Origin of the sequence: Labilithrix luteola (assembly GCF_001263205.1) — a bacterium.
GTDB lineage: Bacteria > Myxococcota_A > Polyangia > Polyangiales > Polyangiaceae > Labilithrix > Labilithrix luteola.
Window position 1 is genome coordinate 10577683 of sequence record NZ_CP012333.1, and the last position, 17283, is coordinate 10594965.

Annotated in this window: 16 protein-coding genes and 1 pseudogene; 8 read left to right on the forward strand and 9 right to left on the reverse strand. The window is 67.5% G+C overall.

The window, feature by feature from the left end:
- Positions 1-15: 15 nt before the first annotated feature.
- Both AKJ09_RS45655 and AKJ09_RS45660 read right to left on the reverse strand, forming a co-directional pair.
- Positions 16-2448, reverse strand: a complete 2433-nt coding sequence (locus AKJ09_RS45655) for a hypothetical protein (protein ID WP_146654142.1) — start codon at positions 2446-2448, stop codon at positions 16-18.
- A gap of 86 nt (positions 2449-2534) precedes the next feature.
- Complete coding sequence (locus AKJ09_RS45660; RefSeq protein ID WP_169928430.1) at positions 2535-3509, reverse strand: LysR family transcriptional regulator; 975 nt, start codon at positions 3507-3509, stop codon at positions 2535-2537.
- 100 nt (positions 3510-3609) lie between these two features.
- On the opposite strand from AKJ09_RS45660, the gene AKJ09_RS45665 reads away from it, so the two are divergent.
- Positions 3610-4077: a DoxX family protein gene (locus tag AKJ09_RS45665; protein WP_146654144.1), complete on the forward strand. Its 468-nt coding sequence runs from the start codon at positions 3610-3612 to the stop codon at positions 4075-4077.
- Here the strand turns inward: AKJ09_RS45665 and AKJ09_RS45670 are convergent.
- Together AKJ09_RS45670 and AKJ09_RS45675 are read right to left on the reverse strand one after the other, a co-directional pair.
- Entirely contained in the window at positions 4068-4502 is a 435-nt protein-coding gene (locus AKJ09_RS45670) for a GreA/GreB family elongation factor (RefSeq protein WP_146654145.1), read from the reverse strand. The two genes, AKJ09_RS45665 and AKJ09_RS45670, sit on opposite strands and share 10 nt — an antisense overlap.
- On the reverse strand, positions 4499-5455 hold the full coding sequence (locus tag AKJ09_RS45675; RefSeq protein WP_146654146.1) for a LysR family transcriptional regulator: 957 nt from the start codon (positions 5453-5455) through the stop codon (positions 4499-4501). The genes AKJ09_RS45670 and AKJ09_RS45675 overlap by 4 nt, the downstream gene beginning before the upstream one ends.
- A gap of 81 nt (positions 5456-5536) precedes the next feature.
- Here AKJ09_RS45675 and AKJ09_RS45680 point away from each other — a divergent pair, with 81 nt between their 5' ends.
- From AKJ09_RS45680 to AKJ09_RS45695, 4 genes are all read left to right on the forward strand, one after another.
- Entirely contained in the window at positions 5537-6637 is a 1101-nt protein-coding gene (locus AKJ09_RS45680) for a hypothetical protein (RefSeq protein WP_146654147.1), read from the forward strand.
- Positions 6634-7035 (forward strand): GreA/GreB family elongation factor, encoded by a 402-nt coding sequence (locus tag AKJ09_RS45685; protein WP_146654148.1) that lies wholly within the window; start codon positions 6634-6636, stop codon positions 7033-7035. The genes AKJ09_RS45680 and AKJ09_RS45685 overlap by 4 nt, the downstream gene beginning before the upstream one ends.
- A gap of 140 nt (positions 7036-7175) precedes the next feature.
- Positions 7176-8300, forward strand: a complete 1125-nt coding sequence (locus AKJ09_RS54570) for a histone H1-like repetitive region-containing protein (protein WP_205633970.1) — start codon at positions 7176-7178, stop codon at positions 8298-8300.
- 139 nt (positions 8301-8439) lie between these two features.
- Positions 8440-9333, forward strand: coding sequence for a glycoside hydrolase family 25 protein (locus tag AKJ09_RS45695; protein ID WP_169928432.1), 894 nt, complete (start codon positions 8440-8442; stop codon positions 9331-9333).
- Positions 9334-9337: 4 nt separating this feature from the next.
- On the opposite strand, the gene hypE is transcribed toward AKJ09_RS45695, so the two are convergent.
- The 5 genes and pseudogenes from hypE to hypF all read right to left on the reverse strand — a co-directional run bounded on the left by hypE (position 9338) and on the right by hypF (position 14824).
- Positions 9338-10426, reverse strand: coding sequence for a hydrogenase expression/formation protein HypE (gene hypE / locus AKJ09_RS45700; RefSeq protein ID WP_146654150.1), 1089 nt, complete (start codon positions 10424-10426; stop codon positions 9338-9340).
- Entirely contained in the window at positions 10416-10997 is a 582-nt protein-coding gene (locus tag AKJ09_RS45705) for a D-sedoheptulose-7-phosphate isomerase (protein WP_146654151.1), read from the reverse strand. Before AKJ09_RS45705 ends, hypE begins: the two co-directional genes overlap by 11 nt.
- Positions 10994-12115, reverse strand: a complete 1122-nt coding sequence (hypD, locus tag AKJ09_RS45710) for a hydrogenase formation protein HypD (RefSeq protein WP_146654152.1) — start codon at positions 12113-12115, stop codon at positions 10994-10996. Before hypD ends, AKJ09_RS45705 begins: the two co-directional genes overlap by 4 nt.
- On the reverse strand, positions 12112-12390 hold the full coding sequence (locus tag AKJ09_RS45715; RefSeq protein WP_146654153.1) for a HypC/HybG/HupF family hydrogenase formation chaperone: 279 nt from the start codon (positions 12388-12390) through the stop codon (positions 12112-12114). The genes hypD and AKJ09_RS45715 overlap by 4 nt, the downstream gene beginning before the upstream one ends.
- A gap of 2 nt (positions 12391-12392) precedes the next feature.
- Positions 12393-14824, reverse strand: a pseudogene (gene hypF / locus AKJ09_RS45720) (carbamoyltransferase HypF).
- A 192-nt stretch (positions 14825-15016) separates the two neighbouring features.
- Between hypF and AKJ09_RS45725 the strand changes: the two are divergent.
- The 3 genes from AKJ09_RS45725 to AKJ09_RS45735 all read left to right on the forward strand — a co-directional run bounded on the left by AKJ09_RS45725 (position 15017) and on the right by AKJ09_RS45735 (position 17258).
- The gene (locus AKJ09_RS45725) at positions 15017-15346 is read left to right on the forward strand and encodes a hydrogenase maturation nickel metallochaperone HypA/HybF (RefSeq protein WP_146654154.1); all 330 of its coding nucleotides are present in this window, start codon (positions 15017-15019) and stop codon (positions 15344-15346) included.
- Between the two features lie 2 nt (positions 15347-15348).
- Complete coding sequence (hypB, locus tag AKJ09_RS45730) at positions 15349-16131, forward strand: hydrogenase nickel incorporation protein HypB (RefSeq protein ID WP_146654155.1); 783 nt, start codon at positions 15349-15351, stop codon at positions 16129-16131.
- Between the two features lie 71 nt (positions 16132-16202).
- The gene (locus AKJ09_RS45735; protein ID WP_205633973.1) at positions 16203-17258 is read left to right on the forward strand and encodes an NADH-quinone oxidoreductase subunit B family protein; all 1056 of its coding nucleotides are present in this window, start codon (positions 16203-16205) and stop codon (positions 17256-17258) included.
- Positions 17259-17283 lie beyond the last annotated feature (25 nt).

The following is a 17283-nucleotide window of genomic DNA, read 5'->3' on the forward strand; positions in this document are numbered from 1 at the left end:
ACAGTAGCGAGCTAGCTATCGGTGGCCGCCACCGCCACCACCTCCGTGGAAGCCGCCACCGCCACCACCTCCGTGGAAGCCGCCGCCGCCACCACCTCCGTGGAAGCCGCCGCCCATCGGGGGCGCGGCCGCAGGACCGCGGAAGCCGCCGCCCATTGGCGGAGGCGCGACGGGCCCGCGAAAGCCTCCCGCCGGCGGCGCGACGGGTCCGCGGAAGCCTCCCGCAGGTGGCGACATCGGAACGGCCGGCGTCGCACCACGGAACGGCGCCATCTCGGGCGACGTGCGCGGCGTCAGCGGCGCCGTCATCGGACCGCGCCCCGGCGGATTCACCATGGTCGGTGCGCGCCCCTGAACCGTCGGTATGCCGCGCCCCGGCGCGTGGTCGAGGGTTCCAGGGGCCGTGCCCGGTCGCGGCGCCAGCGTGTTCGGTCGGATTCCGCCTACGCCTTGCGGCGTCGTCCGCGCAACGCCCGGCGCGACGTGCGCGGGGGCGATGGGCGTGTTGCCGAAGCGACCAGGTGCGCCGGCAAAGGCACGCGGCGCCGCGGGCGGGCGCACCGCGACCGGCGACCAGTGATGGTAGGCGTTCGGGAACGCGAAGCCCGGCCCCCCGCGCCAGCCCCAATGCGGACCGTGTCCCCAGAAGCGGCCCGGTCCCCACCACGGATGGTGGAAGCCGCCGAAGGCGATGCCGAAGCCCACGCCGAATCCGAATCCAAATCCGAATCCGACGCCGAACCCCCAGGTGCACGGCCAGCCGTACCAGACCGAGCCGATCCAAGGTGGATAGTAGTAGCCGGTCCCGTAGACCACGACGCCATCCGTGTAGACTGCACCATAGTAACCTGGCGTGTAGCCGTCGTAGACGTACTCGGGCGTGTAGTCGTACACGCGCACGTACGTGACGTAGTAGAGCGGCGAGCTCGGCGGGATCGTGTAAACCGCGTCCGGCACGCTCGTCGCGACCGTCCACGGTCCCTCGGGCGAAGCCGCGACGAACCACACGCCGTTCTCGCACGCGTAGTACATGCCGTCTCCCGTCGCGAGGACCGGCGTGGCCGTATTCACGGCGTAGCGAAGAGATCCGGCCGCGCCCTTGACGGGCTCGAAGCGCGGTTGACCGTCGTACGACACGTTGAGCTGCGTCTCGGCACGATCGATCGTCGCCATCGACGGAACCTGCGTCGCGATCGCCGCCTCCTGCGCCTGCGCCGTGTCCGGAATGCTGGTGAGGACGCGCGCTTCGCGGTGGTCCTTCGGGATGTTCTTGAACGTCGCCGGCATGTCCTTGCCCACGACGTAGGCCCAAGGACCATCGAGGGACGACGCGCGGAACCAGCGTCCCGAAAGGAGCACGTACGTCGTATTCGTGGCCGTGTCTTTGAAGACGTCCGAATCCGTGTTGGTAACGGATTGGAGCGTCGTCCCCGGGATGGCCTCGTAGGTCGGCGCGCCGCGCGTCTCGATGAGCTCCGTCGGCTTGTCGGCGACGACGATGGTCATTCCTTGACGCGTACGATCGGCAACGTCGGGGAAGAGGTCGACGGCGTTGGCGTCACCGAGCTTCTTCTTCACAGCATCGAACGACGCCGGCACGTTGCTCGCGGCCGTATACACGCCGTCGATCGCCGTCGCACGAAACCAGCGATCGCCGACGTACAGATAGTAGGCGCCCTTTTCCGTCAGGATGAGCGCACGTGTGTTGATGACGCGCTGCACACCGTCTTCGGACCGAAGGCGCGGCTTGCCGTCGACGAGTACGAGCATCTCCGGCTTCTGCGAAACGAGAATCGTGGGAGCCTCGTTCTTGACCGTCTGCGAGGTCGGAGCCGTAGCGTTCGCGTTACCCTTCTTCGCGCCCGGCGACGTCGCGGACTTCACGCGCTCGAGCGGGAGCGTTTTGCCCTGCATGAGGTTCGCGCCGCGCAGCGCGGTCAGGTACTGGCCTTCCTTGTCCTTCGCCGCCGGAAAACTCGCTCGGGTGAGCTGCACGTCATCCAGCGTGACGACGCCCCGCGCCCGATCGGTGGTCGCTTTGGCGTCGAGCCACACGATGCCGTAGGTGGCCGGCGACTCCGGAGTCGTCCTCGCCTCGACGGCCGCCCGCGCTTGCAGCTTGTCACCGCTCAGCGAGTCCACTTCGGGTTGATAGACGGCGAAGTTGACGCCGCCAGCGCTCACGCGGCGTGGCCACGGCGGCGCTGGAAGATTGCTTGTCTCCGCCGTTCCTTCGTCGGTCGCCTCGCCTTGGGGCGGAGCGTTCGGCTGGCCTTCGTCGGCCGAGGCCGGCGTCTCCGCGGACGCGCCGGGCACGTCGGTGCGGGGCGGCGGAAGCGGGTATTCACCCGGCTCCTTGTCCTGGCCTACCGGTGTTTCGGGTGGCTTGCTCGAGCAAGCCGTGATGCTGACAAGCGCAGCGAGCGCGGACGCTCCCAACCTTCTCATGACGATGCCCTCGGACGTCGAAGGCATGCAACCTGCAGACCGCGTGCGCGCGAGACTCGTTGCTGTCGATTGCGACGCCGTCGTCGTCAGCGACGTCGGCCAGCGCGGCCTCGCGTTCGTGCGTGCGCGCGGCGGTCATCGTGCTGTTTCGCCGCGCCGGCGCGACGACCTTCGATGAGGTCCCGTTCGTCCGCGAGAGCGCCGCCGAGAAAGTCCATCAGCGCTCGCACACGCGCCATCCCTCGGAGATCGCGATGGGTGAGCAACCATAGCTCCGTCGTCACGCCCGGCACGGGCTCAGCGCGAACGCGTTCGAGCGCGGGGGACCGATCCCCCAGGTAACAGGGCAGCATTGCAACGCCCATCCCCGAGGTCGCGGCATCACGGAGGGCGACCAGCGAGTCCGCACGAAACGCCACGCGCGCGCCGACACGGCCAAGCTCGTTCGTCGTCCATCGCCCCGCCGTCGTCTCGGACAAGCTCTCGTCGGGGACGAGCCAGGCATGCGCAGCGAGCTCTCGCTTGGCCGGCGTCTTCGCGAGGTAGTTGGGCGATGCGTACAACGCGAACGCGATGGTGCAGAGCTTCCGGCCCACGAGGTTCGACGCAGGATCGGCCGCAGGCCGGAGGCAGACGTCGGCGTCCCGCTTCGTCAGGTTCACGAGCACGTTCGAGGTCGTGAGCTCCAACGTGAGCTCGGGGTTTTGCAGCAGGAACGCCTCCAGATGGCGCGGCAACAGCGTGAGGGCCAGCGTATCGGCAGTCGCGAGCCTGACCGTTCCCGTCAATCGCAGGTCACGCCCGAGCAGCCGTCGTTCGAGCGTCGTGACGCGCTCGTCGATCGCGCGTGCAACCTCGAGCATTTCCTCGCCGCCGGGCGTGAGTACGTAGCCGCGCGGGGATCGTTCGAACAACCGGAGCGAGAGCTGCTTCTCGAGCGCCGTGATCCGCCGGAGCACCGTGGTGTGGTTGACGCCCATGACGCGCGCCGCGGCGTTCAGTGAGCCCCCGTCGGCGACGGCGAGCACGTATTGCAGTTCCGTCCAATCGAGCTTGTGCATGGATGCACAACCAATCTGCACCCATATCCACTTTCGGCGCAACGTTGCACGTCGCATCGTCTCGGGTGCGACGACCGGGTCGCCCGAAAGGATTCCGACGATGTCTTTCTCTCTGTCTCGCCTCGAGTCTCCTGCCGTCTCGGCGTTCGGCCCAACGGCCCTTCGTATTGCCCTCGGCAGCGTGTTCGTGGCTCACGCGCTCGCGAAGGCCTTTACCTTCACGTTTCCGGGCACGGTCCAGTTCTTCGAGTCGTTCGGGATCCCCGGCTTCACCGTCTATCCGGTGTTCTTCGCCGAGCTCCTCGGGGGCCTTTCGCTGATCGTGGGCTTCCGCACGCGCGCCGTCGCCCTCCTCCTCGTTCCGGTGATGCTCGGCGCGCTCGTACCGCACATCAACAACGGCTGGATGTTCTCGAACAACGGGGGTGGTTGGGAATACGTGGCGTTCTTGATCGTCGCGCTCGGTGCGCAGGCCCTCGTCGGCAGCGGCGCGTACGCGGTCGATTCGGCGCTGTCGCGCGCGAGAAAGAGCGACGCTCCCGTCCTCCTCCGGGCTGGTCAAAGATGATAGTCGCCCGCGGATTCCGGCTGGTAGCGAAGGGCCTCGAGGGTGAACGTCCTACGTTTGGCCCTGCCCTCGTCGCTGGCGTCGGCCTCGATCGGGACGGTGTCGCCGACGGACGCTCCGAGCAGTGCGCGGCCGAGCGGGCTCAGGACCGAGACGCGACCTTCCGCGGGATCGGCGTGCCACGGATAGACGACCACGAGCTCCACGCGTCGCCCGCGTTCGTCACGACCGACCAACTGCGAGTTCATCGTCACGACCGTCGCCGCCACCTTCGCGGGCGAGACGACGATCGCCTTGCGGAGCGCGTTCTCGAGCGACGAGGCACCGGACGCGTCGACCTCCTCGTAGAGATCGATGACGTCCGCGAGACGTCGCATGTCCTGATCGGTGATGGTCGGCGCTCGCATCGCAGCCTTTCCTTTCATGATGCGCTCGCCTCCAAGATTCCTGCAAGACGCCGGGGTCGAAGCGGACGACGCCACGGCGGCAAACGGAATCGACGAACGAGGTGTTCGAGGAACACACGGACCTTCGCCGGCACGAGCCCGCGGTGCGCCGTCACGGCGTAGACGCCGAGGTCGGGCCGTTCGATCTCTTCGAGTACCGGCCGGAGCCGACCGCTCACGAGGTCGGGGGCCACGAGCGACGAGGGAAGCGTGGCAATACCGCCGCCTTCGAGGGCCGCCCGACGCAGAAAGAGCGCATCGTCGCTGGTCAGGCGCGGGGGCGACCCCATCCCGTGGGATTCGAACGGCCAGAGGCCGCGCTCGCCGTACGCCGCGGTGGAAAGAAGGAGAAGGTCGTGATGCACGAGCTCGGCATCGCGCCAGGGAATGCCCCGCGTGCGGAGGTAGGTCGGCGCGGCGCACAAGACGAGCCGGTCGCTCGCCAGGCGTTTGGCGATGAGGGGTGAATCGGGCAGACGCGCGGCCACGCGTAGAACGACGTCGAGCTCCGCCTCGAGGGGGTCGGTGAGTCGGTCGTCGAACCGTAGCTCGACGCGGACGTCGGGGAATTCGGCGAGAAACGCCGTCACCGCGGCGGCCACGAACGCACTCCCGAGGCTGGTCGGCGCCGCCACCCGCAAAAGGCCGCGCGGGTTCTCGCTCGCCCCTGCGACGGCTTCGGCCGCCTCCTCCGCATCGGAGAGCGCGCGCGCGCAGCGCTCGTAGAGGCGGACGCCCTCGGCCGTCAAGGCGATCTTGCGTGTCGTACGATGCAACAGTCGGACACCGAGCATTCGCTCGAGTTGAGCGACGCGCGTACTCACGACCGACTTGGAGAGGCCCAAAGCGGTCGCCGCCGCGGTGAAACTGCGTGCCTCGACGACGCGTACGAAGATGGCCATGGAGGCCAGGTCGTCCGGGGTTGTCCGCATGATTGTTCTAATAGCCGAACAGTCTGCTCGCTCAAACTAGCTACCGTGGCGGACGCGTGACGCCTACTGCTGGAGGTGATCGTGATGCGTTCGGAACACTGCGCCGAGGAGGTTCGCGCACGCGACGGCATGCACGGCGTCGCGGCGCTTCGTTGGCTCGAGATCGCCCAGGCTTCGCTGGCCACGGTGCTCTTCGCCGTGGTCATCGTGCGCGGGATCGGCGCCATTCTCGCGCCGCCCGCGTCGGGTGCCGAAGCGACGAGTCTCGCCATCACGCTCGGTGCCGCCGCCTTGCTCGGCGCCGTCCTCGGAGCGCTCGCCGTTCGAACGCGCTTCGGGCACGAGACGATGCGCGAATCGCGCGATCACGCCGAAGCGTTCTCGCCGGCCGGGCATCCGTACCGTGAGAGCGCTCCCATCGGCGCCTCGCCTGCGCGTGCGCCGCGTCGTACGTGGGTCGGGCTGGGGGTCGCGACGGTCCTCGCCTCTTGTGCGCTCGGCGCCGGGCTCGTTGCCCTCGACGGCCTGCCCGCCGAGGCCCCCCACAAGTGGCTCTTTCTCGAAGCCGTGCCGTCGCCGCTCGCCATAGGGTTTGCGGCGTCCCCGACGACCGGCAACGCGTGGACGCTGGAAGATTCCGCGCTCGGCACCGGTGGTCGCCTTCTCGTCGTGCACGCCTCGGACGATCCGCGGCAGGCGATGCTCGTCGCCACGGCCGGCGGCGGACGAAATCTCCACCTCCACGTCCGATGCAGAACGTCCCTCGGCGGCTGCGGCGTCGCCCTGCGCTACCACAGCGACAACGACCTCCTGCGGGTGATGGTCGACCCCGCGACCTGCACCGTGAGCGCCACCAGCACCGAGCGCGGCCATGAGCGTCTGCTCGGTCAGTCGACCACGCAGTGCTCGCCCGATAGCTGGCACGATCTGTCGGTCGAGGACCGCGACGACGTCCTTCGTGTGGTGTGGAACGGTCGGCGCGCGTTTTCCGCCGACGCTCCGCGGACGAGCGAAGGCCAGCGCGTCGGACTCTGGGCGTCGGCCAGCGGCGTCGCGTCGTTCGACGAGCTCGACTCTCAACCTCTGCTTGCGATGTCGCCACTCCGAGGTCTGCTCCACGCTCGCGCCTCGCGCACCGACGGTCCTTGGTTCGCCGAAGCCCGTCGCGAGGACTCGCGATGAGCCGCCCGGTGCTCGTGACGGACATGGACCTCGAGCGACTGACGCGCCTCCTGCACACGCGCGTCGGCCTCGCCTATCGACGCGAATCGACGTTGCTGCGCCAGAAGCTCAAGCGTGCGCGCATCGTCCCGGCCGAGGCCATCCCGCGCGACGTCGTGACCATGAACTCCCGCGTCGTGCTCTTGCCCCCCGACGGGATCGGTGCGCACGAGCTGCAGGTCGTCTACCCGTGGAGCCTCAACGCTCCGAACACGGCCTCGGTCCTCGCATCGCTCGGCCTGGCGCTCCTCGGCCATACGCCCGGCGACGACGTACGGGACGACGAGACCTGGGCGCCGCTCGGACGCATTTTCTCGGTTCCGTACCAGCCGGAAGCCGCCGGGGACATGCATCTGTGAGGTGACACGGCCGTTCGCGGTGGAAAGCTCCGCGGCGAGACCGCATGCCGCGTAAGGACGCGAGCTTTCCTTTGGCTGCGTTCCCGTGGTACGCGTTCGTCGTTGCTTCTGCCCCTTCGAACGAAAGAGGACCGCGAGTCGTGAAAACGCCGGCCAACTCGGATCCCCGCGAAGGCGCGCTCCGCGCCGCGAAGATCGTGGAGACGCTCGGCGAAGGGCCAAAGAGCGCCGACGTGTTCGAAGCGTTCGAAGAGCTCGACGCTCTCCCCTCGGACGTCGTCAAGGACGCGTTCGAGGCATGGACGGGCCCAGCGCCCGATCCCGAGCGCCTCGACGCGGCCACGCGCAAGGCACACGGTTTCGCTCCCCCTGCCCTCGTCCTGCGTTTGGTGCGCCTCGAGCGACCAACCTCGACCGATAAGCTGCCTGCGCTCGAGCAGGAGCAGCTGCGCCTCGCAGGCACGGCTTGGGACGGGCTCGACCTCCCCGCCGCGGAACGTCTCGCGCCGAACGGTGGCGAGTCCACGTTCGCCGGCACCTTCGAGCGACGCACCATCGTCGGCACCGAAGAATCTGCGTCCTTCGACGTGCTCCTCTATCGCGATGGCAGCGGCACGATCTTCCGCGGTGACAGCACCGCCATCGTCGGCGCCATCGCGTACGGCGTGGTCGAGATGTCCGACCGGCGCGCCCGCGAAGGCCTCCAGGAGGCCCTGACCCAGACGGAGGCGAAGCCGCTTCCGGTCGCCGTCAAGGTCGAGATCGCCGAAGCGCCCGTCGTCACGATCGTCGAAGAAACGACCGAGCCGACCCCGGCCAAGGCGCCCAAGAAGGCCGCCGCCAAGAAGGTCGCGACCAAGAAGGTCGCAGCCGAGAAGCCGGCCGCCAAGAAGGCCGCCGCCAAGAAGGTCGCGACCAAGAAGGTCGCAGCCGAGAAGCCGGCCGCCAAGAAGGCCGCCGCCAAGAAGGTCGCGACCAAGAAGGCCGCCGCCAAGAAGACCACGGCCAAGAAGGTGGCGACCAAGAAGGTCACCGCCAAGAAGCCGGCCGCAACGAAGATCGCGCCGAAGAAACCGACCGCCAAGAAGGCTGCCGTCAGCAAGACGACCACCAAAAAGCCGGTCGCGAAGAAGGCCACGGCCAAGAAGCCGGCTGCAAAGAAGATCGCAGCGAAAAAGACGGCCCCGAAGAAGCCGGCTGCAAAGAAGCCGGTTGCGAAGAAGGCCACCGCGAAGAAGCCCGCCTCCAAGAAGCGCGCGAAGTAGCGGAACGCGATCGCGCCGCGGCGCGACACGAAGAGCGAGCGCACCACGTCGGCACCGTGCTGACGTGGATAGCCCGCGTTCTGCAGCGAAGATGGGACTTGCCTTCGCGCACCATCCGCGGTGCGGTGCGATACGCCCGATGCATCTCCGCGACCACTTGCGCGCTTCGTCTCTGTTGCTTGGCGCAACGCTCTCCGCGATCGGCTGCTCCTCGTCGTCGACCGAGCCACCCGCCGCGACGTGCAACGGCACGGTCTCGTCGGCCCTGCGTGTCTGCAACACAGGCGACAAGGTCCTCGGCATCGACGTCTCGCGCTGGCAAGGCGTGGTCGACTGGAACGCCGTCAAAGGCGGCGGCTATCGCTTCGCGTTCGCCCGCGTGAGCAACGGCATCGAGAACATCGACGAACAATTCGCCGCCAACTGGCCGGGCATGAAGGCCGCCGGCATCCTCCGCGGCCCGTACCAGTACTTCCGCCCCGCCCTCGACCCCATCGCCCAAGCCGACGTCCTCCTCACGAAGATCGCCGAAGCAGGTGGTCTCGAGCCCACCGACCTGCCGCCTGTCATCGACCTCGAGACCGACGACGGCCTCGAAGCCTCGAAGGTTGCTTTGGCCGCCAAGCTGTGGCTCGAGCACGTGGAGGCCGCCCTCCACCGACGGCCCATCATCTACACAGGCAGCCGCTGGCAGACCGTCACGCAGAACATCTTCAGCGGCTACCCCCTCTGGGTTCCGCACTACGAGACCGAGTGTCCGAACACGCCCATGGGTTGGACGGACTGGGCCATCTGGCAATACAGCGAGAAAGGCACGACGCCGGGGATCCAGGGCGCTGTCGATCTCGATCAGTTCAAGGGCAGCGAAGCCCAGCTGCTCGCCTTCGTGAAGTCCACGAACGTCGACGAGAACGACGCCGGGCTCGTCGCGCCCATCGATCCCGACCCGGGCACGACGACGGCGGATGCAGGCACCAAGACGCCCGACTCGACGCCCCCGCCGTCATCGCCAGCGCCGAATCCCTGCCTTTAGCGCGTCAGCAGATTCGCGGGAGCGACTCGCCGAACGGCAGATCGAGGACGCGCTGGCCGCCCACGGGCGTCTTCAAGACCACTGTGCCCGCATGGGTATCGACCACGCGACCGATGCGGACGGCGCCGCGCCCGAGAGGATGGGCACGCATCGCCGCAAGAACCGCCTCCGCGCCAACCTCGGGGACGAACGCAACGAGCTTTCCCTCGTTGGCCACGTGCAGCGGATCGAGCCCGAGAATCTCGCACGCGCCGCGAACGGCGTCGTCGACGGGAATCGCTCGCTCGTCGACTTCGATGCCGAGCTTCTGGCGCGTTGCGATCTCGACGAGCGATGCCGCGAGGCCGCCCCGCGTCGGATCGCGCATGGCGTGGATGTCGGAATGAGCCGCGAGCATGCTGGCCACGAGATCGTGGAGCGCGGCCGTATCGCTCGAAAACTCTCCTTCGAGCTCGAGCCCTTCGCGCGACGCGAGAATGGCCACGCCGTGATCGCCGATTTGTCCCGACAGGATCACTGCATCGCCCGGCGACACGCGCTGCGCCGAGAGCCGGACTCCGGCCGGCACGAGCCCGATCCCCGCGGTGTTGACGAAGATGCCGTCGCCGCTCCCGCGTGGAACGACCTTGGTGTCGCCCGTCACCACGACCACGCCTGCGCGATCGGCGGCGCGCCGGACGGACGCGACGACGCGCTCGAGGTCGAAAAGTGGGGTGCCCTCTTCCAGGATGAGCGCGAGCGACAGGAACTTCGGAACGGCTCCGCCCATCGCCAGATCGTTGACCGTGCCGTTCACGGCGAGCTCGCCGATGTCGCCGCCCGGAAAGAAGATCGGCGTCACCACGTACGAATCGGTCGTGAACGCGATGCGGCCTCCGTCGAGCGGGAGCATGGCTTGGTCGTCGAGAACGTCGAGAATGGGATTCTTGAGCGCCGGCAGGATCGTCTGCTCGATGAGACGTGCCGTGAGCTTTCCTCCACTGCCGTGGCCCATGACGACGTGGTCGGTGCCTTGTGCCGGCACCGGGCACTCGAAGTTCAGTGAGATGCCACCATCCAGCGTGGTGGGATCGAGGCGTGAATCAGAGGACATCGTCTTCTCCCATCGCCACGTGAACGAGATCCCAAAGCAGATGCAGCAGCAGCGTGTGCGTCTCCTGCACGCGATGGATCGACCAGGTTTTCACGACGAAGCAGTGGTCGCACACGTCGGGCATGCGCCCGCCGTCGCGGCCTGCGAAGCCGATCGTGAGCATTCCGGCCCGCTTTGCGGCCGTGAGCCCCCGAAGGACGTTGGACGAGGCGCCGGAGGTCGAGATGCCGAGCGCGGCGTCTTCAGCCCGGCCGAGCACACCAAGCTGGCGCTCGAATACGGCGGAAAAATCAGCGTCGTTCCCGATCGCCGTGAGCACAGCCATGTCGTTCGTGAGCGCCGCCGCGGGGAGAGGCTTTCGCTTCTCGACGATGGGGTGGACGAACTCGACCGCCACGTGGGCGGCGTCGCATGCCGAACCTCCGTTTCCGAGCACCAGCAGGCGGCCGCCACGGCGAAAGCGCTCCACGAGGGCGTGCACGCACGTCTCGAGCGTCGCGGCGTTGTCCTCGAAGAAGCGCGCGCCGACCTCGTGGCTCTCGCGCACTTTGCGCTCGATGGCGTCCTTCATGACCGACTCCCCGGCGGTTCGACGCCGTCCGCGGCAAGACGACCATATTGGTAGTACGCAGCGCAAGCGCCCTCGGCCGACACCATGGTCGCCCCGAGCGGAGTTTCGGGCGTGCATTGCTTGCGAAACGCCGGGCAGTCGCACGGCTTCTTCACCCCACGCAGGACGAGCCCACTGATGCACAGCGGCGACTCGAGTGTTCGAATGGCGTCGACTTCGAAGAGCGTCTCGGCGTCAAAATCGCGATATTCGCGACGGAGTCGATATCCCGATTTCGGAATGGAGCCCACGCCGCGCCATTGCCGATCGACGACATCGAAGACTTCGAAGATCAAATCGCGCGCCGGCCGATTGCCTTTCTGGGCAACGACGCGCGGATAGTGATTCTCGACTCCGCTCTTTCCGGCCTCGAGCATCTTCACGCAGGTCAAAACGCCCTCGAGCAAGTCCACCGGCTCGAACCCCGTGATGGCAATCGGCACGCGATAGCGCTCCGCGAGCGCCTCGTATTCCCCGCAGCCCATCACCGCGCAGACGTGTCCGGGTCCGAGAAACGCCTGCACACGGTTCTGCGGCGCCTGCAAGATGGCGGCAATCGAGGGAGGCACGAGCACGTGCGAGACGAGCATGGAGAAGTTCTTGACCCCTGCCCGCTTTGCCTGAAAAACGGCCATCGCATTCGCCGGAGCGGTCGTCTCGAAACCGATACCGAAGAAGACCACTTTCTTGTCCGGATTCGATTGAGCGATACGCACCGCATCGAGTGGTGAATAGACGACGCGCACGTCGGCCCCGCGGCTCTTCAGCGACAGGAGATCTCCACGCGTACCGGGCACGCGCAGCATATCCCCGAACGATGTAAAGATAACGTCCGATCGCGACGCAATGGCGTGGGCTCGGTCGATCATCTCGAGCGAGGTGACGCACACGGGACAGCCCGGACCGTGCGCGAGCTCCACTTCCTTCGGGAGCATTCGGTCCAGCCCATAGCGGACAATCGAGTGGGTCTGGCCCCCGCAGACCTCCATGATCACCCACGGCTTGGTGACCGCACGTCCGATCGTGTCGGCGATGCGTTTGACCATGTCCGCATCGCGGTATTCGTCGAGGTACTTCATCGCGACGCTCCGGATGGGGCGACCACGTCGTCACCTGCCACGAGCTCTTCGGTCTGCCCGAGCTCTTCGAGCAAGGCGTACGTCCGCGCGGCCTCCTCGGCATCGAGCCGCGCGATCGCGAACCCGACGTGCACGAGCACGTAGTCACCCGGCACGGCGTCGGGCACGCACTCCAGGCACACGTCACGGAGGATGCCGGCGAAGCGCACCTTGCCGACGCGCAAGCCGCCCTCCTCCCTGACGCTCATCAACTCTCCGGGGATCCCCAGACACATGGCTAGGCCTCCTTCGTGCGCTCCCCCGCGCGATTCCGATATGCCGCCACCGCCGCCTGCCCGAGGGCGATGCCGCCGTCGTTCGGCGGTACGCGTCGGTGCAGGAGCACCTCGAAGCCGGCGGACTCGAGCCGACGCTTCGTCGTCTCGGTGAGCAGCCGGCTCTGGAAGCAGCCGCCCGAGAGCGCCACGGTCTGAACGCGCGTCTCCGAGCGCACGCGACGGCAGGCCTCGAGCACGGCCTCCGCCATCGTCGCGTGGAAACGAGCCGCGATGCGCGCTTGCGGCTCGCGGCGGCGCAGCGCGGAGAGAATGGCTCGCACGGTGGGGCGAAGGTCGATGACGAAGGGCTGATCGGATTTTGCCTCACAGGCGAACGCATACGGATCGGTCGCATCGTGCCCGCGTTCCGTCTGCGTAACCACCGTCGCCGCGAGGGCTTCCAGCTCGATCGCCGCTTGGCCCTCGTAGCTGATCTCGTCGCGCACGCCGATGAGCGCCGCCATCGCGTCGAACCAGCGTCCAGCACCGGTGGCGCGCGGCGAGCTCACGTTCTGCTCGATCATCCGGCGCACCGCCTCGAGCTTCACGCGCGAGATGCTCGCGAGCGCCTCGAGAGACTCGCCCGCGTCGATGAGCGCGGCCGCCGCCAGACGCCATGGCTGGCGAATCGCCGCTTCGCCCCCGCGAGCGCGATGGGCCGCAGATGGCCTCGACGCTCGAAGCCTCCGAGGTCGGCGAGCAGCACCTCGCCGCCCCACAAATCCCCGGCTGGTCCGCACCCGGTCCCATCGAAGGCCACGCCGATCACTTGCTCGATTCGACCGTTCTCGGCCATGCACGATGCCACGTGAGCGTGGTGGTGCTGGACGACGCAACGGCGGAGCCCGGAGGCGATCGCCCAACGCGTCGAGGCGTAGTCGGGATGTAGGTCGTGCGCGACGACGGAGGGCGACGTCCCGAGAAGGTGGCCGAGCTTCTGCACGACCTCCTCGAAGAACGCGCGCGCCTCGAGCCCCTCGAGATCACCGATGTGCTGCGAGACGAACGCTTCGCGCCCGCGGGTCAGACACACCGTGCTCTTCAGCTCGGCGCCCACGGCCAACACTCCACCGGCTTCGAACGGAAGCGGAATCGAGTCCGGTACGAGGCCGCGCGCCCGACGCACCGGCTGCACCACCCCGGCCACGCCCCGCACCACCGAATCGTCGGCGCGCGTGTGGATTCGTCGATCGTGCACGAGAAACGCATCGGCGATGTCCGCGAGCTTCGTCAGAGCTTCGTCGTCGTCCTTGGCAATCGGCTCGTCCGAGACGTTACCGCTCGTCATCACGAGCAACGGCTCGCCGTCACGCAGGAGCAGATGATGGAGCGGTGTGGACGGCAGCATGACGCCGAGCTCGCCGAGGCGCGGAGCAACGCTCTTTGCCACGCGCGCCTCCGCCTCCGTGCGCATTCGCAAGAGAACGATCGGCCGCGCCGGCGACGTCAGCGCGCGGCGCTCCGCCGGACTCGAATCGGCCAACGCATCGACGGTGGCGAGGTCGCGCGCCATCACCGCGAGCGGCTTGTGCGGCCTGCGCTTCCGTTCGCGAAGTCGCTCGACGCCCTCTTCGCTCGTCGCCGAGACCGCCAGCTGATAGCCACCGAGCCCTTTGACGGCGAGAATTCGCCCCGCCCCGAGCAGCGCCGCCGCGCGGAGCATCGCCGTATCGCCCTCGGACGTGCGAACTCCCCCCTCGACCAGCGCGACGCGAGGTCCGCACGCCGGACACGCATTCGGCTCGGCATGAAAACGACGATTCGCGGGGTCCTCGTATTCCGCACGGCACGCCGGACACATGTCGAAGGCCGCCATCGTCGTCTTCGGACGGTCGTACGGCAGCTCGTGGACGATCGTGTAGCGCGGCCCACAATCCGTGCAGTTGACGAACGGGTATCGATACCGGCGATCGTCGACGTCGAAGAGCTCGCGCAGACAGGCCTCGCACGTGGCGACGTCGGCGGGAACGATGGCGCCTTCGCTCGACGTGCCGGCACTCGCCACGACCAAGAACGCGGCGTCCGCGCCGGGCGGCATGGGGGAAATCTCGAGCGCGTCGATGCGTGACAGCGCCGGAGCGTCGCGCCGGAGCGACTCCGGGAAGCGCGCCACGTCCTCGGGACATCCCTCGACTTCGATCCAGACGCCCTCGGCGTCGTTGCGAACGAACCCAACCAGCCGAAGCGCCTCTGCGATGCGAAAGACCGCGGGGCGAAAACCGACTCCCTGCACGACGCCACGCACGCGAATTCCGAAACGGCTGCGCGCAGTCGTCGCGGCGTTCTGTGCGGCGTTCGTCGCGATCATCGAATCCTCCCCTGCAGCGTTCGGTCCTCGTTCGCGCGGCGCACGATGGCGTCGTCTGGCTCGGCTCATGCATCTCGCATGCATCGACGGGCACCGATTGCCGAAGCCCCCACGCCATCCTGCGCCGCGCGTCCCAGGACAGCGCGCGAGCTCATGACACCGTCCGTCCCATCACCGTAAGCCCGCTGCCGCGAGCTGTCGAAGTGGAGAAGGACCGCAACGTGGCACGACCGTGAGAATCGGGCGCGCACGTGCGCACCAGAATGGGGCATCACCGTGCACGAGTTGGCGATTACCCAGAGCATCGTCGAGCACATCGAAGAGCACCTCGAGGGCTCACGCGTCGTGCGCGTCGTACTCGAGATCGGAGCGCTCTCCGCCATCGTGCCGGACGCCGTTCGGTTCTGCTTCGACGTTTGCGCACGCGGCACGAACCTCGAGGGGGCGACGCTCGAGATCATCCGCACCGAGGGTACTGGCGGGTGTCGTGCATGCGGTCGCACGATGCCTCTCGATTCGCTCGTCGCCTCCTGCGCGTGCGGAAGCACCGACGTCGCGATCTTGCGAGGTCAGGAGCTCAGAGTTCGAGACGTGGAGGTGGTTTGACCATGTGTGCGACCTGCGGCTGCTCGAGCGACGGCAAGCACGAACACCACGACCACGGTGAACACGGCCATCACCGCCATGATCATGACGGGCATTCGCATGGCCACACCCACGGAAGTACGGAGACGAGACGCATACGCCTCGAGCACGAAGTCCTGGCGAAGAACGACGCTCTCGCCCGAGAAAACCGGGCATGGCTCGCTGGACGAAAGGTCAAAGCGCTGAATCTCCTCGGCTCGCCTGGCGCGGGGAAGACGACGCTCCTCGAGGCGAGCATTCGCGCGCTGCGCGGCAGGCTTCCCGTCTCCGTGCTCGAGGGCGATCAAGAGACCGAACACGACGCCGCGCGCATTCGCGCCACGGGCGCACGCGCGATCCAGATCAACACGGGCACGGTGTGTCATCTCGACGCGCACGTGGTGGGTCATGCACTCGAGGAGCTCGACCCTCCGTCTGGATCGCTCGTGGTCGTCGAGAACGTCGGCAACTTGGTGTGCCCCGCGCTCTTCGACGTGGGTGAGCACGCCAAGGTCGTCGTGCTTTCCGTCACCGAGGGCGACGACAAGCCGCTCAAGTATCCTCACGTGTTTCGCGCGAGCCAGGTGCTCGTGGTCAGCAAGGTCGACCTGCTCCCGCACGTGCCGTTCGACCTCCAGCAGTGCGTAGCGAATGCGCTCGCGGTGAACCCTGCGCTCAAGGTGTTTGCGGTATCCGCCACCACAGGTCAGGGGCTCGACCATTTTTGTGCGTGGCTCTTGCAACCTCCCGGAAACGACGCCGCGTGAGGCGAGAGTACCGAACTGTTCGGGGCTCCAGCCTCACGTCTCGACTTCGGATCTTCGGATGAGGAGGCAGCATGGCGCGCATGATGACGCCCAAGGAGGCCAAGGGTCTGTCCGACGAGACCGTCGTGCACGTCCTGTGGCTGAATGCCGGGTTGAGCTGCGACGGTGACTCCGTATCGCTCACGAATGCACGACTCCCGAGCATCGAGGACATCGCCTTAGGGACGATCCCCGGTCTGCCCAAAGTCGCGTTCCACTGGCCGCTCATCGACTACCAGGTCGGTGAGGAGTTCATCGAGTGGTTCTGGAAGGGAGCCCGCGGTGAGATCGATCCGTTCGTGGTCGTGATCGAAGGCTCGATCGCCAACGAACGCATCAAGACGGAAGGCTATTGGACGGGCTTCGGCAACGATCCGCTGACCGGCCAGCCGGTCACCCTCATGGAGTGGATCGACAAGCTCGCGCCCAACGCGACGGCGATGGTCGCGGCGGGCACCTGCGCGACCTACGGCGGTATCCACGCCATGCAAGGCAATCCCACGGGCGCGATGGGCCTCGCCGACTACCTCGGCCCGAACTGGCGCTCCAAGGCCGGCCTGCCGATCGTCAACGTCCCTGGATGCCCGGTGCAGCCGGACAACATGGCCGAGACGCTGACGTACCTCTTGCACCAGCTCGCCGGCAAGGCGCCGATGATCCCGCTCGACGAAGAACTTCGTCCAGCCTGGCTCTTCGGCAAGACCGTGCACGAAGGCTGTGACCGCGCCGGCTACTACGAGCAGGCCGACTTCGCGAACGACTACGGGAGCCCGAAGTGCCTCGTGAAGCTCGGGTGCTGGGGCCCGGTCATCAAGTGCAACGTGCCGAAGCGCGGATGGATGGACGGCATCGGTGGTTGCCCCAACATCGGCGGCATCTGCATGGCCTGCACGATGCCGGGCTTCCCCGACAAGTTCATGCCCTTCATGGATGAACCGCCCGGAGCGGCGGTCTCCACGCGCGCGATTGCGCCGTATGGGAACCTGATTCGATCGCTCCGCGCGATCACGAAGCACACGGCCGACAAGGAGCCGAAGTGGCGCGCGCCGTCTACGACGCTCCGCACCGGCTATCGCCCGCCCTGGTGAGCCATTGAACGAGAGCGGGTGAGCG